The organism is Paraliomyxa miuraensis (genome assembly GCF_026337845.1).
In the GTDB taxonomy this organism is placed as follows: Bacteria; Myxococcota_A; Polyangia; order Nannocystales; family Nannocystaceae; genus Paraliomyxa; species Paraliomyxa miuraensis.
The window spans coordinates 225,858-250,616 of the sequence record NZ_JAOVZF010000158.1; the positions used below are offsets into that span (position 1 = coordinate 225,858).

A 24,759-nucleotide genomic window follows, 5' to 3' on the forward strand; every position below is an offset into this window, starting at 1 on the left:
CGCGCCAGCGCAAATCACGCAGGCACGGTCCTTTTGCACGACGGGACCCTTTACATCGGCCGACGGGGCGTGCTAGCTCTCCCGTCCCCCGCGAAGGTGGCGGAACTGGTAGACGCGCCAGACTAAGGATCTGGTGGGGCAACCTGTGGGGGTTCGAGTCCCCCCCTTCGCACGACGCGAGCCCATGTGGCTCGCGTTTTTGCTGTTTGGCCCCCCGCAGCCGCCGGCAGGCAAGCATGCAGCCAGCTCGCCCCCAAGGGGGCGTCAGCGCCCCCGGTCGCCGAACGCGCTCGCACGGGGTAGGCCCAACGGGGGTTCGGGTGCTCTCCTTTGGGGTATGCTCACGACCGTGCGGGCCGACCAGGCCATGACGCCCCGGCCGGCGCCAGCCCGGGCCCGAACCGTCGCCACCTTCTATGGTGGCGTGCTGTTGGTCGGCTTCTTCTGGCATGGCGTCGGGCAGGACACCAACGACGTGTGGCGGCTCGACCCCCACCAGGATCTGGTGACCCTGCTGTGGACGCCCGCGGTGGGCGTCGTGGCCGGCATGCTCGCGGTGCAGGCGTTTCGCGCCCTGCAGGGCCGCATGATGTGGCTGGGCGAGCTGCACCGCGAGTTCTCGTCGCTGTTTGGTCGTCCGGCGAGCGGTGAGCTGGTGCTCTTGGCCGCTGCGTCGGCGCTGGGCGAGGAGGTGCTGTTTCGCGGGGCCATGCTCGATGCCTGGGGCCTGTGGATCAGCAGCCTGGTGTTCGCCCTGCTGCACATCCCCCCGCGGGCCTCGCTGTGGCCGTGGACCATGAGCGCGTTCGTCATGGGCCTGGGCTTTGGCTTGCTCACCCTGATCACGGGCAACCTCGGCGCGGCCGTGGCCGCCCACTTCGTGATCAACCTTCAGAACCTGGCCTACGTGACCCGCAACCGGCCGAGGCTGGCGCTGCGGGGCCCCGTACGCCCCGCGGATCCTGCTCCTCGGTAGGTCGAGCCGGCGGGCAAACGCAAGAAACTTGGGCATCGGCGCCCGACGGGCCCATATGGCCACATGGCCCGTGATCCGCTCGTCAGTCGCTCCCGCCGTCGCCTGCTCCAGGGGCTGGGCGCCGGCCTGGCGGTGAGCATCACCCACCTGGGGGCCCCCCGCTGGGTGGGCGCGTCCGATCTCAGCCTCTCGGACCGCATCGATCTCCTCTACAGCAATCAGTTCCACTTCAATCGCCGGGGCGAGCCCCAGATCACGGTCGGCCTGATGCAGGATCAGCGCGAGGTCGTGGTGAGCGCGCCCGGGGGCCTCGACGTGCTGCCCTCGGGCGACGGCGGCACCCGGATCGAAGCCGGCACCCGCCTGCGCGTGCGCCTGGTCGAGGGGCACGCGGCGGTCCAGCGCTACACCGTGGTGCTCGAGAGCCTCCCGGCCAGCAACGTGCGAGGGCTCGGGCCCGCCGCCGAGCGCTGGCAGGCGCGTGGACTCGTGCCCGCCGAGCACGAGGTGGGCACCGTGTTCGGGGTGGAGGGCAAGGTGCTCGACACCCGCTCGGTGCTGCTGACCACCGGCGACTTCGCCAGCCCGGCCGCCGCTCGCAAGGAGGCCGAGGTCCTCGTGCGCGACCATCGAGCGCTCGGCCAGCTCCACCCGCGGGTCAGCGCGCGCGGCCACGGTCGGATCATGGTGGAGGATCTCGATCGCGGCACCACCATCCACGCCGACGGCGTGCTGTGGTTCTCGCCCCGCGGCGATGGACCCATCACCGTGCACGACGTGCTGGCCGACACCACCATGGGCTCGCAGCGACGCGTCGATCGACAGTACTGGGGCAGCGTGTACGTGGCGGTCGATCGCCATGGCACCCTGGCCGTGGTCAACCTGGTGAGCGAGACCGAGCTGCTCGCGGGCCTGGTCCCGGCGGAGATCTACGCCAGCGCACCGCACCACGCGCTGCGGGCCCAGGCGGTGGCGGCCCGCGGCCAGCTCGTCAGCAAGGTGGGCACGCGCCACCTCGATGATCCGTTCCTGCTGTGCGCGCACCAGCACTGCCAGGTCTACGCCGGCAAGGGCCACGAGCACCCGCGCACCACCAAGGCGGTGCGCGACACCGCGGGCCGCGTGCTGATGCGCCCGGGGGGCAGCCAGCTGGTGGACACCGTCTACTCGGCCAACTGCGGCGGTCACAGCGAGGACAACGACGAGGTGTGGCCCAGCCCGCCCGATCCTCAGCTGCGCGGCCGCCCCGATCCGCTGCTGCCCGCGCGCTTCTCCGACGGACTGCGCAAGGGCGACCTGAGCGCGTGGCTGCGCGAGCCCCCGCGCAGCTACAGCCTTCCCGAGGACGACGCCGGGCGCCAGGGCTACCGCTGGACCGCAACCGTCGACCCCGCCGAGATCGCGGGCCGGCAAGGCGTCCCCGCCGACCTCGGCCCGATCGCGGCGATGGAGGTGCTCGCACGCGGCCGCAGCGGGCGGGCCACGACGCTGCGCCTCCGCGGCTCGTCGGGTGCCTACGAGCTGCACGGCGAGCTGCGGATCCGAAGGGCCCTCGGCGGCCTCAAGAGCTCGATGTTCCTGGTCGAGAAGGACCGCGATCGCTACGGCCGCTTCCAGCTCGTGGGGGGAGGCCACGGCCATGGCGTGGGCCTGTGCCAGCACGGCGCGATGGGAATGGCCCGCCAGGGCAAGGACGTCGACGAGATCCTCGCCCACTACTACCAGGGCTCGACGCTCGAGCACCTTTGGTAGCGAAGGGGCCTCACTCGCGAGCTTCGAAGCGTCCGGTGAGCAGGGCATCGGGCTCGGAGCTGCCCCCCACGTGCACCTCGTGGGTCACCGCCTCCACCCGCCACGTCCGCTCGGTCTGGTCCCAGTACGCAAGCGCCTCCCAGGGGACCTCGAAGCGCACGCGCCGGGCCTGGCCCGGCTCGAGCATCACCTTTTCGAAGCCACGCAGCAGCTTGCGCGGTCGCTCGATCACCGCCTGGGGGAACCCCACGTAGAGCTGCACCACCTCGGCCCCCGGGCGCTCGCCGGCGTTGCGCACCCGCACCTCGACCTGCAGCGGCTGGAGCGGGCCCACCACCGGCGTCGTGACCCGCAGGTGGTCGTACGCAAACGTCGTGTACGAGAGCCCGAAGCCGAACGGCAGCAGCGCGGGCCGCTCGAAGTGATCGAGCCGCGCATAGCCGTGCCAGGGGCCGTACTCGACCTGCTCCGCGTAGGGATCGAACGGGGGCAGGTCGGCCGGATCGGCCGGGATCGCAAACGGCAGCTTGCCGCTGGGCGAGACCTCGCCGAGCAGCAGCCGCGCCAGCGCATGACCCCCCTCCATCCCCGCATAGAACACGTAGAGCACCGCGCCCGGATCCTCCAGCCATCCCCATGGAGCCACGGCGCTGCCGATCACCACCACCACCGTGCGCGGCTGGGCCGACGCCACGGCGCGCACCAGGGCGACGTCCCGGGCCCGTAGGCCCAGGTCGACGCGATCACCGGGGCCTCCGAACCGCGGCACCCGTCGCGCCCGCGCCGGCGTGACCTCGGGATCGAGCACCAGCAGCTCGCCCTCGTCTCGATGGCTCAGCCCGACCACCACCACCGCGGCCTCGGCCGAGCGCGCGGCGGCCACCGCCGCATCCACTCCGGGATCGGAGGGCCGCAGCACCGTGCCCCCCCGCTCGCGCAGCGCGGCCTTCAGCCCCTGCAGCGGGGTGATCACGTGGCGTGGGTGCACCACGCTGCTTCCTCGATCACCGGTCACCCGCATGCTCGCCAGCCGCCCCACCACGGCGAGGCGGCGCAGCGACGAGGGCAACGGCAGCGTGCCGTCGTTGCGCACCAGCACCGCGCTGGCCTCCGCCGCTTCGCGGGCCAGGGCCACGTGCGCGGGGCTGCCCACGCACGCACGCGAATACTCCTCGGGATCGGGCGCCAACGCAAAGCGCAGCCGCGTCCGCAGCACACGACGCACGCAGCGATCGACCTGGGCCGACTCGACCTCACCGCGCTCGATCGCACGCCGCAGCGCCGCGCCATAGCACCGCCGGGCCGGCATCTCCACGTCCATCCCGGCCCGGATCGCCGCCACGCCATCGCGGATCCCGTGGACCCAGTCGCTGCTCACGAAGCCTTCGAAGCCCCACTGCTCGCGCAGGATCTCGGTGAGCAGCAGGTGGCTGTGACCGCAGTGCTCGCCACGTACCTTGTTGTATGCGCTCATCACCGAGGCCGCGCGCCCGCGCTGGATCACCGCGCGAAAGGCCGGCAGGTACACCTCGTGCAGCGTCCGATCGTCGACCCGGACGTCCACGATGAAGCGCGAGCGCTCGATGCTGTTGAGCGCCAGGTGCTTGACGCACGCCATCACGTTGTGACGCTGCAGGCCCTCGGTGAGCACCACCCCCAGCTCGCCGAGGTGGTAGGGATCCTCGCCGTAGGTCTCCTGCGCGCGTCCCCAGCCCGGGTGGCGCAGCACGTTCACGCACACGGCCGCGGAGTAGTTGGCTCCGATCGCCCGCAGCTCGCGTGCCATCGCCTCACCGATGCGACGCTCGAGCTCGCGATCCCAGCTGGCCCCTCGCGCAATGGTCACGGGAAAGCACGTCGGGCCCCGCCCCACCGCCACCCCACGCGGACCGTCGGCGAAGCACAGCGGTGGTATGCCCAGGCGCTCGTCGTGCCCGGCGTACACGTGCGGCGCCCCGCGCCCCACCGCCTGGCGCAGCGCGTACTGCCACACGAAGCGCGGCAGCCCCGTGTCGCCCGAGAGCTGCTCGAGCTTGTCGTCCACCGACATGCGCGCCAGCAGCCGCTCGACGACCTCGTCGATCTCGGCCTCGTCGTCGATCGGGGGAAACCGCCGCGGGTCGGGCCGCAGCGAGCGTCGACGAACCCGCGCCGCATCGACGAGCACCCCCACCGTGATGCCAGCCGCAGCACGGAGCAACGCACGGCCCAGGGGGTGGAGCGGCATGAACGGAGCCTGCTAGGGACGTTTGCGGACGCAGAGCACCCGCGCGTTGGGCTCGACCTTGAGGTACTGGTTCATCCGTCCGGTGGTCGAGTCGAGCACGTAGACCTCGTCGCCTCCGACCTCCGAGCGGGACCAGTAGCTGCCCGCCGCCAGCAGCTTGGCCTTGTGCAGCTTGGCGAGCTGCGCCTTGCTGGGCAGCCGCCACCCCATCACGCCGTCGAGCTTGCGTCGCTTGCAGCGCCCGAAGGCCTCGTCCCACGTGGTGGTCTCCGGGCCGAGCGAGAGCACCAGCAGCTCGTCGAGCGCGACGAGACGACCGTCGGCCAGCGCCGCATCCACCACCGCCTGCTGCTGCAAACGCACGGTCCCCGCCGTCGGCGGCGGCGGCACGACCTTGGCAAGGCCGGGCTCGGTCGGCTCGATCGGCTCGCCGACCCCGAGCTCCTGGCCCGACGCACCGGCGTCGCTCGTCCCGTCCATGACGTCGTCGCTCGTCCCCTCCGTGCCATCGCCCGAGGAGCCCGCCGGCTCGGTGGATGCGACATCCGCTCCGGTCGTTGCCTCGGCCGTCGTCCCCTCGCCTCCGCTGGTCGAGCCCTCCGATCCCGCGTCGCCCATCGAGCCGGCGATCGAGCCATCACCAGCGCTCGGCTCGCGGTCCGCCTCTGCGCCCGAGGCTCCGCCCGGCGCTGGATGCTCCGCCTCATCCTGCGGCACGCCGCGTACGGAGACCTCGGCGGGTCCTGGTCGCATCGGCGCGGTCGCATGCAGCACCGCCATCCCGACCACGGCCGTCATCCCCGTTGCCGCCACGAGCAACAGCAACACTCGTGGCCCGCGCGGACGGCTCGGGGGCTTGGACACGTACGCGGCCGGGTCCCCGATGTCGATCGGCGAGCTCGCCGAGGGCAGCGGGCGATCGTCGGTCTCGGCCCGAGGATCCACTTGCCGGGGGCGCTCGCCGTGGTCGATGGGGCCGCTGCGTTCGGATCGCACCCGTCGCGGACGCCTCACCTCGACGTCCTGGCTCGACTCCCCGACCACGGGAAAGTCCTCCGGCACCTCGAGCGGCACTCCATCGCCGAGCTGCGAGCCCGGGCTCCACGAGTCGACCTCGGGCGCGGAGTCGACGGGCCGACCCGTGGCGGGCTGGGGCCGAAGTCGCTCGAGCTCGTCGAGATCGACCACGGCCTTGTCGGCATCGCCGGCCGCCTCGACGGACACGGGACCCGCCTCGGCTCGGGCATTGGTGCGAGCCTCGGGCGAAGGAGCGGCCGCGGCCGCGGCCGCGGCCTTCGAGTCGCGACCCGGCTCCCGCGTGCGTGGCTGCCGTGGCGGAATGACGGCACCGGGCACCGCGGACACCGAGGTCGGCATCACCACGTCGCGCATGTTGTGCGCATCGTCGTGATCGGCCCGCGCGCTCCCCCGGATCATCTGCTGGGCGGCCTTGCGGATCTCGCCGGCAATCGCCGTGGGGTGGCGCTGCGGGAGCTCGACCGTGATCATCTGGTGCAGAGGGCCCTTGCGCGCCGAGAACAACCCCTCGAGGCGACGTACCTGGAAGCGATCGAGATCGTCGCTCTGACACAGCACGAACAACGCCAGGCCACGCATTCGATCCGCGGCGGCCGTGACCAGCGACGCATCGAGCTCGACTCCGGGGAGCACCTCCGGGGCGAAGCCCTCGCGATGCAAGGCGTCGACGACCTCGACGAGGACGACCTCGGACTCCTCGGCGCAGCACAGCACGATGGGCAGCCGGCTCGCGTCGTTCACCGCGCGCTCCTGGAGCTCGTCCACGCGTGCACGGCGGAAAGGGTATGACACCGACCCCGCCCACGGAAGGCACCGCCGGCCCTCGTCCCCTCCCCGGGACCGAACCCCACGCCGCGTCGCAAGAACCGGCCAGCCGCGTCCAGTCGCCCCAGCCGCGCCACCGGCCCCCGCCCCTCACGCGGCAAAAAGTGGCATAACGCGCATCATGACGTCGCCGCAGACCTCTCCCATCCGTACCGTCGCGGTGCTCGGCGCCGGCACCATGGGCCACGGCATCGCCCAGGTCGCCGCCGCGGCCGGCCTCGACACGCGCCTCTACGACGTGAGCGACGAGCTCGTGCAGCGGGGCCTCTCCCGCGTCCAGGACAACCTCGACAAGGGCGTGCAGCGGGGCAAGGTGAGCGCCGAGCAGCGCGACGCCGCCCTCGCCAATCTGCACGCCCACACCGACCTGACGGCCGCGGTGACGGGGGCCGACATGGTCATCGAGGCGGTGCCCGAGAAGCTCGAGCTCAAGCAGGAGCTGCTGGGACGGGTCGCCCCCCACGTGGCCGACGACGCGATCCTGGCCACCAACACCAGCTCGCTCTCGGTCGACGCCATCGCCGAGGGATTGCCGGGACCGCAGCGCGTGATCGGCACGCACTTCTTCAACCCGGTGCACATCATGAAGCTGCTCGAGCTCATCGTGGCGCCACGGACCTCCAACGCCACGCTCGAGCGCACGCGCGCCTTCGGGGCCGCGCTGGGCAAGGAGACCATCACCATCAAGGACTTCCCCGGCTTTGCCACCAGCCGGCTCGGCCTGGTGATCGGACTCGAGGCCATCCGCATGGTCGAGCAAGGCGTGGGCAGCCCCGAGGACATCGACAAGGCCATGACCCTCGGCTACGGCTTCCCCATGGGACCGCTGCGCTTGACCGACCTGGTGGGCCTCGACGTACGCCTCCACATCGCGGAGTACCTCAGCCGTGCGCTACCCATGGGTGCGCACTTCGAGCCACCCGCGTTGCTGCGACGAATGGTCGCCGAGGGCACGCTGGGCAAGAAGAGCGGTCAGGGCTTCTACACCTGGTAGCGCATCCCTGGCAGCGCATACCTGGTAGCGCGGGCCATCGGCCCGACGCCAACGCGGTCCAGGGCGATCCCAACGACGGCGGCGAGGTCCACGCCCCATGCGGCATGCCCGAGTCCGGCGGTGCCCCGTCGCATCGATCGCTTCTCCCGCGGGCGCCTTGGCGGTATGATGAAGCGGGCTGCCCTGCTGACGCCGACTGTCAGCAGCCAGGGCGTATCATGCGAACAGCGAACCCCACGCGTCGTCGTATCAGGCGCGGTGTTCGTCACCACCGCGTGCACTCGCGACGAGCAATGGGGCTCTCGCGCGCAAGCAACCGCTCGTTTTCGCGCAACCCAGAGAACGCGCAAACGGCCGCGGAACCGCCAAGAACCGCTTGATCGGCACTGTATATATGTTCAGTATGCCTCCCATGTCCGACGGCGGTCGTGACGACGACGACGACGACGCCGTGGAAAGCCCGCCCATGATTGCTCAGCCCGAGACCGACGCGCATGGCCAGACCCCGCAGACCCGTGCCGAGATCCAGGCCGCCAACGACTTCATTCGCGACATCGCCGGCCGAGTTGCGCTCGAGCTCGCAACCACGCCCGAGGGTCGAGCGGCGGGCCTGTCGGTCGAGGTGTGGCCGTCCCAGGGCGTGTGGATGCGCGTCCGCAAGGGACACGAGCTGCGCGTGTTCGCGGAGCGACGCGAGACCGTGATGTGGATCCGATGGGAGCGAGTCGATCCGGCCACGCGTGGCAGTCGCCCGCAGACCAGCCAGGGCAGCCTGGGCAAGCTGCGAATGATGGGAACCGAGGATCTTCGAGCCTTCATGGCGAGGTGGCTGGCATGGCGCGCGCGCGGCTAGATCTCGCCCCTCGTGATTCGGGCCAGGTCGAGCTCGCGAGCTCGGCCACCGCTCGCCTCCCGCGTCGGCCCGTCACCTGCACCGAGGCCGCAGCACCGCCCCGGCCTCGATGGCCGCGACCCAAGCTCGCACCGCAGCCGGTGCTGCAGTAGCCACCGCACGAGCCGAGCCCCGACACGAGCGCTCGCCGCGGCGGCTCACCCACAGACGCCGCCGCCGAGCGGGCAATCGAGACCACCGGCGCAATCGTTGTCGAACACGCACGGATCGCCCGCCACGCCGTCGTAGCAGACGTCGTCGACGCAGGCGAACGAGGCCGGACAGTCGCTGTCGAACACGCAAGGATCGCCGACGTCACCGTCGTGGCAGACATCGTCGGGACCGCACACCGGGGCGGTCGCCAAGCAATCGCTGTCGAACACGCACGGCAGCCCCTCACCCGTGGCCTCCCCGGTCGACTCGCTCGAGCTGCCACCCTCGCCCGTGGACGAGCTGCCGGCGCTGGTGCTGCCCGTGCTCGAGCCGTCACCGTCGGTGGACGTGCTCCCGCTCGAGCCGGAATCGACCGACGAGGTGACGGGCATGCCCGTGTCCTCCGTCGTGCCGCCCGAGCTCGAGCTCGAGCCGGAATCGACCGCGCTGGCCGTGCCGCTGGTCTGGGGATCGTCGCCGGTCCCGAAGCCCGTGCCGGGATCGTAGCCCGAGACGGTGCAGCCGAGCAGGCAGCCTCCCAACCACGAGCACGAAGCACGAAGCACGAGCGTGGCCGTCTTCACCGAGCCATCGTGCCAGCCTCGTGCCGAGGAGTCGATCGCATCGACCGGCACGGGGTGCAAACGGGGCGAGGACGGCGTTCCCTGGCGGCTCACCGCCAAGCCACCGCAAGACCACCGCAAGACCACCGCCAGCCACCGCGGCCCCGCGCCCGCCTCAAAAGCCGATCCCGCCGTCCACGTCGATGGTCCGCGACGTGAAGTAGTCGCACTCGAGCACGAACCGCACCGCCAGCCAGATGTCGTGGGGCGTGCCGATGCGACCGACCGGGATCTGCTCCACGAAGGCATCGAGCGCCTTCTGGTTCATGCCCGCCGTCATCGGCGTCTCCACCATCCCCGGCGCCACCGCGCCCACGCGGATGCCGAACGGGGCCAGCTCGCGCGCCCACGTGACCGTGTTGGCCGCCAGCGCGGCCTTGCTCGCCACGTAGTTGCTCTGGCCGCGATTGCCGTGCCGCGAGATGCTCGACAGGTTGACGATCACCCCGGGTCGCGAGCCCGCGGCGACCATGCGCGAAGCCACCGCGCGGGTCATGAACATCGGCCCATCGAGGTTGACCGCCAGCACGGCCCGCCACTTCTCGTCGCTCATGGCCTTGAGCTCGCCGGTCTCGCGATCCTTCTTGACCAACAGCCCATCGCGAATGATGCCGGCGTTGTTGACCAGGCCGTTGAGCCCGCCCATCGCCTCCTGCGCCCAGGCCACGAACTCGTTGCACGCCGACGAGTCGGACACGTCGAGCCGACGCCGGTGGATGCCCTCGGGGAGCTTGGCCAGCTCTGCCTCGTCCACGTCGCCCGCCGCGACCGCGGCCCCGGCCTCGGCCAGCTGCTGGGCGAAGTAGGCCCCCATGCCCCGGGCCGCGCCCGTCACGATGATCTTGAGATCGCTCAGTTGCATAGTGTGTCTCGGAGCCAGGTGGTGAGCGCGGGGTAGAGCTTCCGCGCCGCCCGGGATCCGACCACCGCTCCAACGTGGCCCCCAGGGATCGAGAGAACGTCGGCCCGCTCGCTGCCGCTGCGGTCCCCCAGGGCCAGGGCGGCCGCGGGCGGGCAGATGGTGTCACGCTCGGCGACCACCGTCAGCAGCGGGCACTGGATCCTGCCCAGGTCCACGCGCTTGCCCCCCACGTGGTGTTGCCCGAGCACCAGCTCGTTGCGCTGATAGAGGTCGCGGATGTAGCGAACGTAGGCCGCGGCCGGGAACGCCACGTTGTCCGAGGCCCAGGTCTCGAGCGCTTCGAACGCCTCGCGCGCCGCCGGATCGTGCGCTCGGTCGAGCAGCGTGACCCACTTGGCGATCGCAGCGGTCGGCCGCAGCATGGTGAAGCCCGCCTGCATCTGCGTGGGCTGCATGTTGCCCGCGGACGCGATCGCCTCGGGGTGAAACCACCGTGCGTCGGTCATGTGAGCCAAGAAGCCACCCTGCGAGAAGTCGATGGGCCCCGCGAGGTTGACGAACGCCGCCACGCGCTCGGGTCGCAGCGCGACCTCGATCGCGGTGAGGGTGGCGCCCATGCAGTAGCCGAGCAGCCCCACGCGGGGCGCTCCCGTCACCCGCAGCACGCGACGGATCATGCGATCGAGCCGGGCGATCACGTCGTCCCACTCGAGGTAGCGATCCTCGTCGCCCGGCTCGCCCCAGTCGAGGCAGAAGGTGTCGATGCCCGCGCCCACCAGGGCCTGCACCACGCTCGACCCCGGACGCAGATCGAGCACGTACCACTTGTTGATGAGCGAGGGCACCAACAACAGCGGCAACGAGCTCGAGGGGTCCGTCCCGCGTCGGAAGCGAAGCAGACGCGCGCCCCCGTCGCGGAGGATCACATCCCTCGGGGTGGGCGCGAGCTCGACCATGGCCTCAGGCCTCCGCCCGGGGCGTGGCCGACGGAGCCGCCACGGTGTCGGGGGTCATCATCTCGGCCGTGCGACGCCACGCCTCGATGCCCACGCGCCGCCACTCGGTGTTCAGGCGGTTGGCATACTCCACCGAAGCCTTGCCGAGCTTGGCCAGCTCGTCGATGGCCTGGCTGGTGCGCGCGGCCCCGTGCTCCTGCAGCTTCATCGCATCCTCGGACACGGCATCGAAGCGCTCGAGCTGGTCCTGCCAGAGCTTGCCCCATCCGGCCATGAATTGCTGCGACTGCGAAAACATCTTCTCGAACATGACGAAGGCTCCCATTGCCGACAGGAGACAGTGCTGCCGGCGAATCTGGGTCGCAGGCTAAGGTCGGCCCCCAGCCCTGTCAAGACGATTTTTGTGCGATGCACAAATCAGGACTCGTCGTCCTCGTCCGGGTCATCGGGCTCGCGTCTCGGGGCCGCGGCCTGGCGAATCACCCGCTTGAGCTCCTCGAGCTCGCGACGCAGATCGGCCACGTCGTCGCGTACCGCCGCCGCAGGCGGCGGTGGAGGCTCGGGCTCGCGAGGTGGCGGCGGAGCAGCCGCGCGGGGGCTCGCCGCCACCCCGCCGGAGAACATGCGAAAGAATGCATCGGCGGCCTGCAGCGGCATCTGGGCGAACGGAAAGTACGGCGACACCTGCTGCACGCCGGACCGCGCCTGGCTGTACATCTCCAGCGCCAGCGACACGTAGCGCCCGAAGAACTCGGCCAGGGCATCGTCCTTCATCCGCACCAGCTGGGTGAGCAGGGGCACGGGCAGGAGCCGAGCCGCATCGCTCTCGAGGATGATCTGGGTGAGCGTGGCCTGGGTGAGATCATCACCGGACTTGGCATCGATCACGCGCACGTCCGAGCCACGCCTCACCTTCTGGGCGAGCTCGTCCAGCGTGATGTAACGGCTGTCCTCGGTGTCGTAGAGCCGTCGGTTGCTGTACTTCTTGACGACGATCATGGGGGCGTCCTGCGCAGCCGCGAGCCCGAGGCCTTCGCGCTGCGCCGCAGCACCATACCCCTTCCGGGGCTCCCATGCCGTGCGATACCCCGCGAATTTCATTCTTGACGCCACTTGGGCCCCGCAGTAGGTTCGGCTCGCGATTGTTGCACCGCAAAAACCGGGGCCGAGGACCGATGAGGGCCCCCGAGGAGGTCGATGATGTCCGCCTGGAAGCTCTGGAAGCAGATGTTCGACGCGTGGGAGAGCACCACGGCCGACTTCATGGAGCAGGTGCTCCGTAGCCCCGCCGTGCTCGAGCCTGGCGGGGCGTGGCTGACCGGCATGATGAAGCTCAAGACGGCCAGCGACAAGATGGCCGCCGGGTGGTGGGGCGCGCTGGGGCTGCCCACCAAGCGCGACCAGGAGCGCACCCTCCACCTCATCAACCAGCTCCACAGTCGCATCCTCGACCTCGAGGAGCGACTCGAGGGCGCAGAGCGGCCCTGAGCACCCGCACCCGCGAGCCGGTCATCATGGACGCCACCCCCTACCTCGAGCCACGGCCCGCACCGCGGCCGATCTTCGATCACCTCGACGAGCGCGGCGACCGGCCTCGGTTCTTCGTTCGTGAGGGCGATGACTGGCGACCCATCACCTGGCGCGAGCACGCCCGGGAGATCGAGGACGTCGCGCTCCTGTGTGCGGACGCCGGCCTGCGGCCAGGCGAGTGTGCGGCGATCTTCGCCCACAACCGCGTGGAGTGGATGTCGGCCGCCCTGGGCATCCAGGCGGCCGGAGGGGTGATGGTGCCGATCTACCCCGCCAGCACCACCGATCAGGCGTCCTACATCATCGCGCACAGCGGCGCCGCGATCCTGTTCGTGGCCGGCGACGACCTGCTGCAGCGCGCGCTCGAGCTGTGGCCGCAGGCCCCGGCCCTGCGCCTGCTGGTGGTGATGGACGAGGCCTCGCCGAGCGACGCCGTCGCCCGGCTGCGCGCCAGCGACCAGGACACGGTGTCGGCCGACCAGCTCGCGCGCGCCGTGATCACGTGGCCCGAGCTGCGTCGGCGAGGACGTGCACTGGCCGAGGCGGCGCCCGATCGCCGGTTCAGGACCCTGCTCGATGCCGTCGAGCTGTCGCACACGGCGCAGATGCTCTACACCAGCGGGACCACCGGGCGACCCAAGGGCGTGCCGCTGACCCACGCCAACATCGCGACCAACTGGGTCGACTGGCTGCGCTGCAACGCGCCGCTCATCGAGGACGACGCCGTCGATCTGCTGTGGCTGCCGATGAGCCACATCTTCGGCTTCGGCGAGGCCTGTGCGGGCAACTACCTCGGGTTCCAAAGCTACCTGTGCGACCCCAAGTCGGCGCTCGACCTGATGCCCACGGTGCGCCCCCACGTGTTCATGAGCGTCCCCGCGTACTGGGAGAAGCTGGCCGGCAAGGCACTGGCGCACACCGAGCAAGAGGCCCAGCGACAGGCGCTCTTGCAGGCCACCGGGGGGCGCCTGCGGTTCTGTCTGTCCGGGGGGGCCGGGCTGCCGCTGCCGGTCAAGCAGACCTTCCATCGCCACGGGCTGCTCATCATCGAGGGCTATGGCCTGACCGAGTGCTCGCCCACGCTCACCTTGAACCGCCCCGACGACTTTCGCTTCGACTCGGTGGGCAAGCCGCTCCCCTCGGTGCAGGTTCGGCTGGCGGACGACGGAGAGATCCTCGCCAAGGGCCCCAACGTGTTCGCGGGCTACCACGAGGATCCCGAGGCGACCGCGGCGGCCTTCACCCACGACGGATGGTTTCGTACCGGCGACCTCGGCCGCTTCACCGACGACGGCTTCTTGCAGATCACCGGGCGCAAGAAGGAGATCCTGGTCACCGCGGGCGGCAAGAACGTGCCTCCCGCCAACATCGAGCTGCGGCTGGCCCACCACCCATGGATCGCACACGTGGTGGTCTACGGCGACGGCAAGAAGTACCTGGTGGCCGGCCTGTGGCTCGACCAGCCCGCCCTCGAGGCCGCGCTGGACGAGCGCGGCACCGAGCACGAGCACGAGCGGGCCGAGGCCACCATGGCCCTGTGTCGGGCCGCGGTCGACGAGGCCAACGCGGCGCTGGCCAGCTTCGAGCAGATCAAGCGCTTCGGCATCATGCCGCGGCCGCTGACGGTCGACGCCGGCCACCTCACCTCCACCCTCAAGGTCCGCCGCACGCGAATCTACGAGGACTTCCGAGCCGAGCTCGAGGCGCTCTACGCATGATCGAGAGGCTCCTGGGGCTCACCCGCCTCGCGCGGCGGACCCCGCCGGCGGTGGGCCTGACGCCCGCCGACGTGGTCCACCGCGAGAACAAGTGGCGCCTGCTTCGGTATCGGCCGACCGGTGGTGGCCCCGGCGACGCACCGCGTCACCGTACGCCCGTGCTGCTGGTGCCCTCGCTGATCAACCGCCACTACGTGCTCGACCTGACGCCGGGCAAGAGCTTCGTGGAGGCCATGGTCGCGCGTGGGCACGACGTGTTCATCATCGACTGGGGCACCCCTGCGGCGGAGGACCGCTTCGTCGACTTCGACGAGATCTGCGATCGCTACATCGGCCGCGCGGTGCGGGTGGCTGCGCGCGTCCGTGACCGCGAGGGCGACGGCAGCGGGGGCAAGGTCCACCTGCTCGGCTACTGCCTCGGCGGCACCCTGGCGGTGATCCATGCGGCCGCGCACCCGGAGCGGATCGCCTCGCTCGTGGCGCTGGCCGCCCCCATCGACTTCGACGAGGCGGGGATCATGGCCCGCTGGGTGCGGACCAAGAGCTTCGACGTGGGCGCGCTGGTCGACGCCATGGGCAACGTGCCCTGGCCCCTGATGCAGGCCGCCTTCCACCTGCTGCGGCCCACCCTGCCGCTGACCAAAGCGGTGAGCCTGGTCGAGCGCGCGTGGGACGACGAGTTCCTCGACGGGTTCTTTGCGGTGGAGCGCTGGAGCAACGACAACGTGTCGTTTCCCGGCGCGTGCTACCGCCGCTACATCGAGGCGCTCTATCGCGACAACGCGCTGGTGACCGGGAGGCTCTCGCTGGCGGGCCAGCCCGTGCGGCTGCAGCGGATCACCTGCCCCACCCTCGCGGTGACGTTCGAGGGCGACCACATCGTGCCCGAGGCCAGCGGTCGCGTGCTGCTCGATCTGGTGGGCAGCGCCGACAAGCGCTCGATCCGGCTCCGCGGCGGCCACGTGGGCGCGGTGGTCTCTCGCAAGGCCGCCACCACCCTGTGGCCCCAGCTCTCGGCGTGGTGGATCGAGCACGACTGCGCCAATGATGGCCCCGCGCACCTGCCCGGCGCCGCCAACGACAGCCCATGACCCGCTACGCACAGATCCTCTCCACCGGCCGCTACATTCCCGCGCGCCGCATCACCAACGCCGAGCTCGATGGTCGCTGGGACCGACCCGTGTCGCAGTGGCTCGTGGACAACGTGGGCATCGAGGCTCGCCACGTGATGAGCGACGACGAGACCACCTCCGATCTGGTGGTCGCCGCGGCCCGGCAGGCGCTGCAGCGCGCCGGTCGTACGCCCGCCGACGTGGATCTGCTGATCGTGGCCACCGACACGCCCGACCAGCTCAGCCCTGCCACCGCGTCGGTGGTGCAGGCCAAGCTCGAGGCGCTGCACGCCGGTACGTTCGACGTCAATGCCGCATGCGCGGGCTGGGTGACCGCGCTCGACCTGGCGGCGCGGTACATCGCCACCGAGCCGGGCGTGCGTCACGTGCTGGTGTGCGGCGGCTATGCCATGACCCGCTTCCTCGACTGGGACGACAAGAGGACCGCGACCCTGTTCGCCGACGGAGCGGGCGCGGTGCTGCTGGGGGCCGGCGACGAGCCGGGCTTCCTCGCGGGCCAGCTGCGCGCCGACGGTCGCTATCACGGCGCGCTGGGGATCTACACCGGCGGGGCACGTCACCCCGCGACCCCCGAGCGCGTGACGGCCGGGGGCAAGCCGCACGTGGCGTTCGTGGAGCAGTTTCCCGCCACCTTCAACAGCGAGCAGTGGCCCCCGCTCATCCGCGCCGTGCTCGAGCGCGCCGGGCTGCCCCTGCGAGCGCTCGACCTGTTGGTCTTCACTCAGCTGAACGCCAGGACCATCGAGCAGGTCATGGGGGTGCTCGAGCTGCCCATGGAGCGCACGCACATGATCATGAAGGAGTGGGGCTACCTCGGCTCGGCCTGCATTCCAGCCGCCTTCGATGATGCGGTGCAAAACGGCAAGGCCCCGCCCGTGGGAGGTCACGTGCTGTTCTGCGCCACCGGCGGAGGGCTGGCCATGGGCGCCTCGGTCTGGCGGATGACCCATGCGCTCGGCTCCGCGCGTGAGTGAGCACCCACCACGCTAGGCCGGGAAATTCGCTCGATCCCCGAAATCGCGCTTGACGAGCCCGGGGGGGTTCGGACTACATATTGATACCTGAACCACGAACCAAGTTGGTTCCGATCCACCCTCCCACCAACGCGAACCCGGGGGGCGGGGAGCCGACGCTGGCCTTGGCGCGCCCGATGAGTGCTGCACTGCACAACAGCGCGTCTTCGCAGAGGGGACCGAGACGATGATGCGACGAATGATGATCCTTGCCTTGGCGATCACCGGCTGCAGCGGCGGTGGCGAGTCCACCACCGCCGCCGAGACCGTGGCCGACACCGGCAGCACGAGCAGCGACACCACCCCGCCGGACGAAACGGGCCCGCAGACCGACACCACGCCGGGCACTGGCACCGGCACCACCGCAGTCGGCAGCGACACCGGCGACACCGAGGCCGACACCACCGCTGGCGAGGAGACCGCGATGGCGACCACCACCGGCGAGTGCCCCGACGTGGAGCTCGTGGGCGAGTGGCTGAGCGAGGGCGAGAACGTGGCCCCGCTGCTGGCCGGCGCGCCCTTCAACCTCGTCAGCATCCAGGCGATCTTCGACGAGGTCACCTACGAGGTGAACAGCGCCGACGCGGGTGGATCGATGTACCAGCAGACCGGCACATGGACCGCCGACCCGTGCCCGGGCACCGAGAACAAGTTCCACATCGTGCTCGAGCAGACCGCCCCCAGCGCGCTCACGGCCGAGGGCATCTACGAGATCGATCCCTGCATGGACCCGGCGATGATGCGCTACGAGGTGATCCAGGTGATGCCCGACATCGGCTTCGTGGCGCCCACGTGCGACGACGACTTCGGGACCGTGGATCCAGGCGCCGACAACACCCAGGTCTACGTCCGCCAGTAGGCTCGCTCGCCTCGCCCCACCTCCCGGGGCCTCGCGACGCCCACGCGAGGCCTCGGCTCTGCTCCGGGATCATCGCTCATGGCCACCTCCTTGCTGCTCACGGGAGCCCTGCTCGCGTTCAAGCCACCCGCAACCGCGCCCGCTCCCGTGTCCCCGGCGGGCGACGTGGAGAGCGCCAGTCCCGAGCAGCTCGGCCGCACCCGCCGTCCCGACAAGGATCTGACGTTCTTCGGGTACTTCTTCACCCGCGCCGAGTCGACCAACGTGTCACCGGCCAACGACCTGTTCAAGGGGCAGGTGGTGGGACGCCTGTTCGGGCCCAACACCACCACCACGTCGGACGACCGCGCGGTGTTCCTCGAGCAGCGCTTCATCCCGTTCTTCATCTACGAGCCCAAGATCCTGTCCAAGCACGCGCGGCTGCGGGCCTCGTTCGAGCTCGACTGGACCTACGGCGACGTCAACAACTCGACCGGCGGCAACTTCGGCTCGGCCTTCACCGCCGACCAGGTCAACCTGCAGACCCAGAACGTGCAGGTCGAGTTCGACATCCCCCGGCTCGACGGCTGGTACGTCGACCTCGGTCTGCAGCGGCTCTACGACACCACGTACGACCCCTACCGCACGGTGTTCGAGCAGATGCAGTACACCGGGACGCGCCTCAATTTCTGGGGCTCGGACGCGGTGGGCCTGACCGTGCACGGCCACTCGTGGGGCCAGAAGTTCAAGCTCGGGGCCTACCAGCTCTACGAGAACCTGATCCAGGAGGACGATGACGTCTCGCTGTTCGAGCTGGCCACCGATCGTCACCTCGGCCGCACCCTCCACGTGGGCGGGCACGTTCGCTACCTCCGCGACACCTCGTCGGGCGCCGGTGGCGTGAGCGTGCTGGGCCAGGGCCCGAGCAGCGCGCTGACCGAGTACAACGGCGTCCATCGCTTCCCGATCCCGATGGAGGCCGAGCGCTACCGTACCCACGTGGCGTGGACGGGGGTCGATGCGTCCTACAACCCCTTGCTCGCGGCGGGACGGCTGGGCGCGTCGGCCTACGTGGTCGGCAACTTCGGCCAGATCTCCACGTCGACCGCCGAGGCCCCCACGACCTTCGAGCAGCTCGCCAAGATCGGTGGCCTGGCCGCCAATGCGCGGCTGGCGTTCCGTTACGGTCGCACCGCTCGCGACATGATCGCGCTCGAGGGCACCTACACCACGGGCGATGCCAACGGGATCACCGACGGCACGTACTCCGGGGTGATCACGGGCAACACCTGGGGCGCCCCCGGCGGGCTGCTGAGCAGCAGCGGCACCTACCTGCTGATGCCCCATGCGTTCGTGGTCAATCGCTACTACGCAGCCGTCACCGATCTCAGCAACATGGGCTTTGGCATGACGGCAGGCACGCTCAACGCCAGCGTCGACATCCTGCCCAACCAGCTCGAGCTCAAGCTGGGCACCGGGGTGGCGCGCTCGAACATCAGGCCGATCGCCGGCGACGAGTTCATCGGTGCCGAGCTCAACGGGCGGCTGACGTGGCGGTTCCGGCCGCTGGTGGCCCTCGAGGCCCATGCCGCCTACCTGTGGCTGGGCGACTACTTCGCCAGCCCCGAGATCGTGGCCCCCGAGGACGACGACTACGACTTCGCCAACGCCACGCCCCAGCCCGTGCCCGGCAACCCCTGGACGGCCTTCCTCACCCTGCGCTGGCTGATGATCTAGCCCATGGGCTCGACGATGCTCTTGGAGGTCCCGATGTCGAGGCATTCCCACCCGCGGCGCTCGCCGCTTCGCTCGATCCTGATGACCATGCTGGCCGTCCTTTGGTGCTCCACCATGTTCGCCTGCAAGCCCCCCGCACGCCTGGCCTTCGCCGAGCTGTCGTACCCCGAGCCCATGGCCGTGACCAAGACCGTGCGCGTGGGCGAGGTCGAGGTCGCGTACAGCGAGCATGGTCCCGATGCTGGTCCCGATGCTGGTCCCGACGCTGGTCACGCCGAGACCACGCTGGTGATGATCCACGGGCTGGGCAGCTACATGCCCGCGTGGAAGAACAACGTGGCCGCGCTGGCTCGGCGCCATCGGGTCGTCGCCATCGATCTGCCGGGCTACGGCAAGAGCAGCAAGGACGACGCCTACCCCTACTCGATGGAGTTCTTCGCCACCACCGTGCAGGGGGTGATCGAGGCGCTCGGGCTGTCCAACCCGGTGCTGGTGGGCCACTCCATGGGCGGCCAGATCGCGCTCACCCACGCGCTGCGCTACCCCGGCAAGGCACGCGCCCTGGTGCTGGCCTCGCCCGCGGGGCTCGAGACCTTCGAGGACGGCGAGGCCAAGTGGCTGGCCGACGCGGTGACCGACGAGTTCACCTGCAAGGCCACGCCCGAGGCCATCTACACCCGGCACACGCAGAACTTCCACCGCATGCCCCAGGGCGCCCACTTCATGGTGGACGACCGCGTGCAGGTGATCGGCGGCCCCGACTTCCCGCAGTACTGCCGGGCCGTCTCGCGCTCGGTGCGAGCGATGCTCGACGAGCCCGTCTACGACCAGCTGCCCCGGATCGAGGTGCCCGTGCTGGTGCTGTTCGGCAAGTACGACCAGCTCATCCCCAATCCGTTCTTGCACGGGGGCAGCACCGAGCGGATGGCCAAGCAGACGGTCGAGCAGCTGCCCACCGCCGAGCTGGTGATCCTGCCGCGGTCGGGCCACATGGCGCAGTTCGAACAGGCCGAGACGTGGAACGACGCGGTGATGACGTTCCTGTCGACCCTGCCGCCGCCCCCGGCCGCCCCGGTCGAGGAGGTGACCGAGCCGCAGGAGCCGGGCGAGCCGCAGGAGCCGGCCGATGTCACGGCTCCGGTCTCCGATCCGGACGCTGATCCGGCTTCTGACCCGAACGCCGACCCGGCCTCCGACCCGGCCTCCGATCCTTCTGCATCGGACGAAGCGACGACCCCCGCGGTCACCGGTCCGGATGCCGAGGCCCTCCACCAGGAACGTCGGCCATGAGCGAGACCACGTCCATCGCGCTGACCAAGTACGGCCTGCTCGGGCTCTACCTGGGCGTCGTGTACTGGCTGTCGTGGGTGGGGATGCGCAAGACCACCACGCTGGCGGGTTTCAGCGTGGGCAACAAGGACATGAGCCCGGGGTTGGTGGGCGTGGTGATGGCCTCGTCGATCGCCTCGACCGCCACCTTCGTGATCAACCCCGGCTTCGTCTACACCCACGGGCTGTCGGCGCTGCTCCACTACGGGGTCGCGGCCCAGGCCGGCGTGGCGTTCGGCTTGGTCGTCGTGTGCAAGGGCTTTCTGCGCGTGGGCGAGAAGCATGCGTGCCTGACGATCCCCGACTGGATCCGCGCTCGCTTCGGCAGCCCCGCGCTCGCGTTGTTCTTCGCGCTCATCAACCTGTTGTCGGTCACCTTCGTGGTGCTCATCATGGTGGGCTGCGCGATCCTGGTGCAGCAGCTGTGCGGGCTGTCCTACGTCTGGTCGCTGGTGGCCGTGCTCGTGGTGGTGTTCAGCTACGTGCTGATGGGCGGCACCTATGCGCACGCCTACACCAACGCGGTCCAGGGCGTGCTGATGGCCGCGGTGGCGCTCATGCTGTTCAGCAGCGGCGCGTCGCACTTCGAGGGAGGCCTGCTGCCCGCGCTGCGCTCGGTCTCGGAGAGCTACGCCGGCGCCATCAACCCGCAGAGCTCGCTCTACTACAGCGTGTTCTCGGTGTTCATCAGCGCGTTCGTGGTGACGTTCGCGTTGATGATGCAGCCGCACATCCTCACCAAGGTGCTCTACCTGCGAAGCGATCGCGACGTGAACCGCTTCCTCGCCACCTCGATCGGCATGGGTGCGATCTACACCCTGTGCCTGTTCGTGGGCCTGTGGGCGCGCCTCGACGGGCTCGAGGTGCCGGTGGAGGCCCAGGACACGGTGGTGGCCAAGTACGTGGCCCAGGCGTTCGGCGGGGGGCTGCCGGGTCAGGTGGTGACCACGGTGGTGCTGGTGGCCCTGCTCGCCGCGGGCATGTCCACCCTCGATGGGATCCTCGTGGCGCTCTCGGCCATGGTCACCCACGACCTCTACCTGCGCCTGCGACCCCAGGACGCCGCAGGTGGCTTGCGCCTGTCCCGCTACGTCCTGGTCGGCGTGGGCTTGCTCGCATTCGCATTGGCGGTGGACCCACCGAAGCTGGTGGGCTTGTTCGCACAGAAGGGGGTCTACGGGCTGGCTGCGGCATCGTTCGTGCCGATCGTGTGCGGGGTGATGGTGCGTGGGACCGTGCCCGCGAAGCTGATGGGCGCGGCGGCGGCCACGGGGTTGATCCTGCACCTGGGCCTGCACCTGGTGGGCGGCATCGACAACCCCGCGGTCTCGGCTTGCTGGGCCATCCTGGGCAGCGTAATGCTCACGGTGGTCGCGTTGCTCGTGCGCCCGCCCGTCCCCGCCGCCTCGGAGCCCTGATCGGTGTCGTCCTCCTCCAGCGCCCCCGCCACGGGACCGGCCACCGCCCGCGGCCAGCGGACCCGCAACAAGCTGCTTGCCGCGGCCGAGACCGTGTTCGGCGACATGGGCTACGAGCGCGCCTCGATCGTCGAGATCACCCGCGCCGCCGGGGTCGCCCAGGGCACGTTCTACGTGTACTTCCCCAGCAAGAAGGCCGTGTTCGTGGAGCTGGTGTGGGAGCTGAACCGCAAGCTCCGCCGCAGCCTTCGCGCCGCCACCGACGCGCTCGTGGATCCCGACCGCTTCGAGCTCGAGCGCGTGGGCGCGCTGACCTTCCTGCGGTTCGTGCAGGAGCACAAGGACCTCTACCGCATCGTGCGGCAGGCCGAGTTCGTCGACGAGGAGCTGTTTCGCGAGTACTACCGCGAGCTCTCCGCGGGGTACCGGCGCGGGCTCGAGCAGTCGATGGACAAGGGCGAGATCCGCCGGTTCGATCCCGAGGCGCTGGTCTACATGCTGATGGGGATCCTGGACTTCGTGGGCATGCGCTGGGTGCTGTGGGAGAACGAGCTGCCGTCGGAGGCGGTGATCGAGGACATGGTGCGGTTCATCCGCGACGGGCTGCGACGGCGGGAGGGGGAGGACGGCTGACGCCGGTGCTCCCCGCTCCCGAAGGGCTCGGCGCCGAGCGCCTGCTCGTCGTCAGTCCGGCAGCTTCTCGATCGACTCGGCCACCAGGTAGGGCCGGTCTTCCCACTTCACCTCCACGGCGTTGTCGAAGTCGATCGAGTACTCGCGCTCGGCCTCGGAGACGACCATCTTCTTCACGGTGCCGGTCACGCGGACCTTGTCGGGAGCGACGAGCGCCTCCGCGACGAGCTCGGCGGGGGCGACGACCAATAGGTCGTCCTGAAAGATCCCCGCCTTCATGGAGAAGGTGCGCGGGTCGTAGACGACGTCGACCTCGCCCTCGAGCGTGACCCGCTCGCCGTAGTCGGGATCCTTCATCACCTCCTTGGGGGTCGCGGGTTCCTCGTACGACTCGTCGCCGTAGGCGTCGACCGACTGGCCGTCCGCAACGGCGGCGGAAGAATGCTCGCCCTCCGCAGGGGACTTGGTGGTGTCGTGCTGCTTGCAGGCGAGCAATCCGAGGGCGAACGCAGCGATGATGATGGGCTTTTGCATGGTGTGCTCCTCTCGCAGTGGTTTCGTTCTCAGCGCCTTCCTAGTCCGCGGCGCAGGAACGGCAAGCGACCCGCGAGCCACCACGAAGAATCGGCCCGCCGGGATCGAGCCGACGGGCCGACGAGCCGACGAGCCGACTGCGAGGCGGAACGCCCGCGCTCGACCGCTCCCCCACGGGTGGCGTTGCAGGCCTTGGCGCGGAGGCGCGGAGGCGCGCGCCCGGGTTCAGGGTCCGCGCTGCTGGGCCTCGCGCAGCGCCGCCCAGCCGCGCGGTACGAACCCGCGCTCGACGGCGGCGTAGTCGACCTCGACATCGAGCCGGGCGAGGATCGAGAAGAATCCGAATTGCAGCCGATTGAGGAACAGGATTCCCGGGGGCATCTGCACGAACTGCCCCTTGGGCAGCTTGGCGAATTCGACCGCCATGCCCTTGAAGCGCTCGACCACCTCGGCCGCGAACGGCCGGGTCACGTGGAACGGCGAGCGGAACACGGGGCTGAGCGCAAAGTGCATGTACTCGAGCACGCGCTCGCGATGGCGGCCGGGCGCGACCATCAGCATGGTCGCCGCGGCCTCGTCGAAGCGCGGCTGATCGCGATCACCCGCCGCGTCATGGGCCCGCAGGATCAGCTCCCGACGCTCGAGGGAGATCGTCTCCACACAGCCGAAGTCGAAGAACACCACGCGTCCGTCGGGCTGCATCAGGTAGTTGCCGGGGTGCGGGTCGGCGTTGAACATGCCGCCGACCATGATCGAGCCGTAGACGAAGTGCCACAGCGTCTCGCACCAGCGGCGCCGGTGCTCGGCGTCGGCCTCGCAGGCCTGCTCGAACGACATGCCGTCCATCAAGGCGGTGGTCAGCACGCGGCGGGTGCTGTGCGAGCGCACCACGGGGGGAATGATGATCCGCGGATCGTCGGCATGGAGCTGCGCGAATGCCTCCTGGCGGCTGGCCTCGAGCGCATAGTCGAGCTCCTCGCGAAAGCGCGTGCGAGCCTCCTGCACCAGACGACCCACCTCCATCTTGCCGAGCCCGAAGGTCCGCGCCATCACGTCGAACAGGCCCGCGTTCTTGAGGTCGGCCTCCATGGCCTCCACGATGCCGTGGTGCTGCACCTTCACCGCGACCACTCGGCCCTCGATGGTGCGGGCCCGGTGGACCTGACCGATGGAGGCGCTGGCCATCGGCTCGTCGTCCCACTCGGAGAACTGCTGGTCGATGGGGGCCCGCAGCTCCTCTTCCACCAATGTGCGGATCTGCGAGGTCGACGAGCGCGGCGCGGCGGCGCGGAGCTTGGCCATGCTGGCCTCGAACACCTCGCGGCGCTCCTCGGGGATCACCCCGTCGACGTAGCTGGCCATCTGGCCGACCTTGGTGGCGACCCCCCGCAGCTGTCCGAGGATCTGGGCCGCCTTGTCGGCACCAGCGCTGGTGGCATCGGTGCTGCGCAGCAGCGCCATCCCGCTGCTGGCACCCGCGCGCGCCAGCCGAGCCAGGCGACCGAGACGGCCGGTGGGGAGCTTGGCGTCGTCGGACATGCGCGCGGGGCGAGCATGCTGTGATCGCGCCGGGCTGCC

22 protein-coding genes and 1 tRNA gene are annotated in these 24,759 nt (G+C 70.3%); 14 read left to right on the top strand and 9 right to left on the bottom strand.

Annotated features, from left to right (window positions below; genetic code table 11):
* Positions 1-90: 90 nt before the first annotated feature.
* The 3 genes from OEB96_RS30245 to OEB96_RS30255 all read left to right on the top strand — a co-directional run bounded on the left by OEB96_RS30245 (position 91) and on the right by OEB96_RS30255 (position 2,728).
* Positions 91-172 (top strand) — tRNA-Leu (locus OEB96_RS30245).
* 177 nt (positions 173-349) lie between these two features.
* A complete protein-coding gene (locus OEB96_RS30250) occupies positions 350-976 on the top strand; it encodes a CPBP family intramembrane glutamic endopeptidase (RefSeq protein ID WP_266220265.1) in 627 nt (208 codons plus the stop codon).
* Between the two features lie 63 nt (positions 977-1,039).
* Positions 1,040-2,728, top strand: coding sequence for a SpoIID/LytB domain-containing protein (locus tag OEB96_RS30255; protein WP_266220266.1), 1,689 nt, complete (start codon positions 1,040-1,042; stop codon positions 2,726-2,728).
* A 10-nt stretch (positions 2,729-2,738) separates the two neighbouring features.
* On the opposite strand, the gene OEB96_RS30260 is transcribed toward OEB96_RS30255, so the two are convergent.
* A complete protein-coding gene (locus OEB96_RS30260) occupies positions 2,739-4,955 on the bottom strand; it encodes a beta-glucosidase (RefSeq protein WP_266220267.1) in 2,217 nt (738 codons plus the stop codon).
* Between the two features lie 12 nt (positions 4,956-4,967).
* Entirely contained in the window at positions 4,968-6,734 is a 1,767-nt protein-coding gene (locus tag OEB96_RS30265) for a hypothetical protein (RefSeq protein ID WP_266220268.1), read from the bottom strand.
* 205 nt (positions 6,735-6,939) lie between these two features.
* Here OEB96_RS30265 and OEB96_RS30270 point away from each other — a divergent pair, with 205 nt between their 5' ends.
* Both OEB96_RS30270 and OEB96_RS30275 read left to right on the top strand, forming a co-directional pair.
* Entirely contained in the window at positions 6,940-7,812 is an 873-nt protein-coding gene (locus OEB96_RS30270) for a 3-hydroxyacyl-CoA dehydrogenase family protein (protein ID WP_266220269.1), read from the top strand.
* 403 nt (positions 7,813-8,215) lie between these two features.
* Entirely contained in the window at positions 8,216-8,665 is a 450-nt protein-coding gene (locus OEB96_RS30275) for a hypothetical protein (RefSeq protein ID WP_266220270.1), read from the top strand.
* Between the two features lie 197 nt (positions 8,666-8,862).
* Here OEB96_RS30275 and OEB96_RS30280 read toward each other — a convergent pair whose 3' ends face one another.
* The 5 genes from OEB96_RS30280 to OEB96_RS30300 all read right to left on the bottom strand — a co-directional run bounded on the left by OEB96_RS30280 (position 8,863) and on the right by OEB96_RS30300 (position 12,297).
* Positions 8,863-9,441 (bottom strand): hypothetical protein, encoded by a 579-nt coding sequence (locus tag OEB96_RS30280; protein WP_266220271.1) that lies wholly within the window; start codon positions 9,439-9,441, stop codon positions 8,863-8,865.
* Positions 9,442-9,595: 154 nt separating this feature from the next.
* Complete coding sequence (locus OEB96_RS30285; RefSeq protein ID WP_266220272.1) at positions 9,596-10,342, bottom strand: SDR family oxidoreductase; 747 nt, start codon at positions 10,340-10,342, stop codon at positions 9,596-9,598.
* Positions 10,333-11,298, bottom strand: a complete 966-nt coding sequence (locus OEB96_RS30290; protein ID WP_266220273.1) for an alpha/beta fold hydrolase — start codon at positions 11,296-11,298, stop codon at positions 10,333-10,335. The genes OEB96_RS30285 and OEB96_RS30290 overlap by 10 nt, the downstream gene beginning before the upstream one ends.
* Before the next feature lie 4 nt (positions 11,299-11,302).
* Complete coding sequence (locus OEB96_RS30295; RefSeq protein WP_266220274.1) at positions 11,303-11,608, bottom strand: hypothetical protein; 306 nt, start codon at positions 11,606-11,608, stop codon at positions 11,303-11,305.
* Positions 11,609-11,715: 107 nt separating this feature from the next.
* Positions 11,716-12,297 carry a polyhydroxyalkanoate synthesis regulator DNA-binding domain-containing protein gene (locus tag OEB96_RS30300; RefSeq protein WP_266220275.1) on the bottom strand — a complete coding sequence of 194 codons (582 nt, stop codon included), beginning with the start codon at positions 12,295-12,297 and terminating at the stop codon, positions 11,716-11,718.
* 198 nt (positions 12,298-12,495) lie between these two features.
* Here OEB96_RS30300 and OEB96_RS30305 point away from each other — a divergent pair, with 198 nt between their 5' ends.
* The 9 genes from OEB96_RS30305 (at position 12,496) to OEB96_RS30345 (ending at position 22,647) form a co-directional block, all read left to right on the top strand.
* Entirely contained in the window at positions 12,496-12,786 is a 291-nt protein-coding gene (locus tag OEB96_RS30305) for a poly(R)-hydroxyalkanoic acid synthase subunit PhaE (RefSeq protein WP_266220276.1), read from the top strand.
* Between the two features lie 26 nt (positions 12,787-12,812).
* Positions 12,813-14,546 (top strand): AMP-dependent synthetase/ligase, encoded by a 1,734-nt coding sequence (locus OEB96_RS30310; RefSeq protein WP_266220277.1) that lies wholly within the window; start codon positions 12,813-12,815, stop codon positions 14,544-14,546.
* A complete protein-coding gene (locus OEB96_RS30315) occupies positions 14,543-15,637 on the top strand; it encodes an alpha/beta fold hydrolase (protein WP_266220278.1) in 1,095 nt (364 codons plus the stop codon). Before OEB96_RS30310 ends, OEB96_RS30315 begins: the two co-directional genes overlap by 4 nt.
* A complete protein-coding gene (locus OEB96_RS30320) occupies positions 15,634-16,653 on the top strand; it encodes a 3-oxoacyl-ACP synthase III family protein (RefSeq protein WP_266220279.1) in 1,020 nt (339 codons plus the stop codon). Before OEB96_RS30315 ends, OEB96_RS30320 begins: the two co-directional genes overlap by 4 nt.
* Positions 16,654-16,891: 238 nt before the next feature.
* Positions 16,892-17,551: a hypothetical protein gene (locus tag OEB96_RS30325; protein WP_266220280.1), complete on the top strand. Its 660-nt coding sequence runs from the start codon at positions 16,892-16,894 to the stop codon at positions 17,549-17,551.
* Between the two features lie 78 nt (positions 17,552-17,629).
* Positions 17,630-19,267: a hypothetical protein gene (locus OEB96_RS30330; RefSeq protein ID WP_266220281.1), complete on the top strand. Its 1,638-nt coding sequence runs from the start codon at positions 17,630-17,632 to the stop codon at positions 19,265-19,267.
* Between the two features lie 33 nt (positions 19,268-19,300).
* Positions 19,301-20,557, top strand: a complete 1,257-nt coding sequence (locus OEB96_RS30335; protein ID WP_266220282.1) for an alpha/beta fold hydrolase — start codon at positions 19,301-19,303, stop codon at positions 20,555-20,557.
* Positions 20,554-22,014: a sodium:solute symporter family transporter gene (locus OEB96_RS30340; protein WP_266220283.1), complete on the top strand. Its 1,461-nt coding sequence runs from the start codon at positions 20,554-20,556 to the stop codon at positions 22,012-22,014. Before OEB96_RS30335 ends, OEB96_RS30340 begins: the two co-directional genes overlap by 4 nt.
* A 3-nt stretch (positions 22,015-22,017) precedes the next feature.
* Complete coding sequence (locus tag OEB96_RS30345) at positions 22,018-22,647, top strand: TetR/AcrR family transcriptional regulator (RefSeq protein WP_266220284.1); 630 nt, start codon at positions 22,018-22,020, stop codon at positions 22,645-22,647.
* A 51-nt stretch (positions 22,648-22,698) separates the two neighbouring features.
* On the opposite strand, the gene OEB96_RS30350 is transcribed toward OEB96_RS30345, so the two are convergent.
* Positions 22,699-23,181, bottom strand: coding sequence for a hypothetical protein (locus OEB96_RS30350; RefSeq protein ID WP_266220285.1), 483 nt, complete (start codon positions 23,179-23,181; stop codon positions 22,699-22,701).
* 225 nt (positions 23,182-23,406) lie between these two features.
* Positions 23,407-24,720, bottom strand: a complete 1,314-nt coding sequence (locus OEB96_RS30355) for an ABC1 kinase family protein (RefSeq protein ID WP_266220286.1) — start codon at positions 24,718-24,720, stop codon at positions 23,407-23,409.
* Positions 24,721-24,759 lie beyond the last annotated feature (39 nt).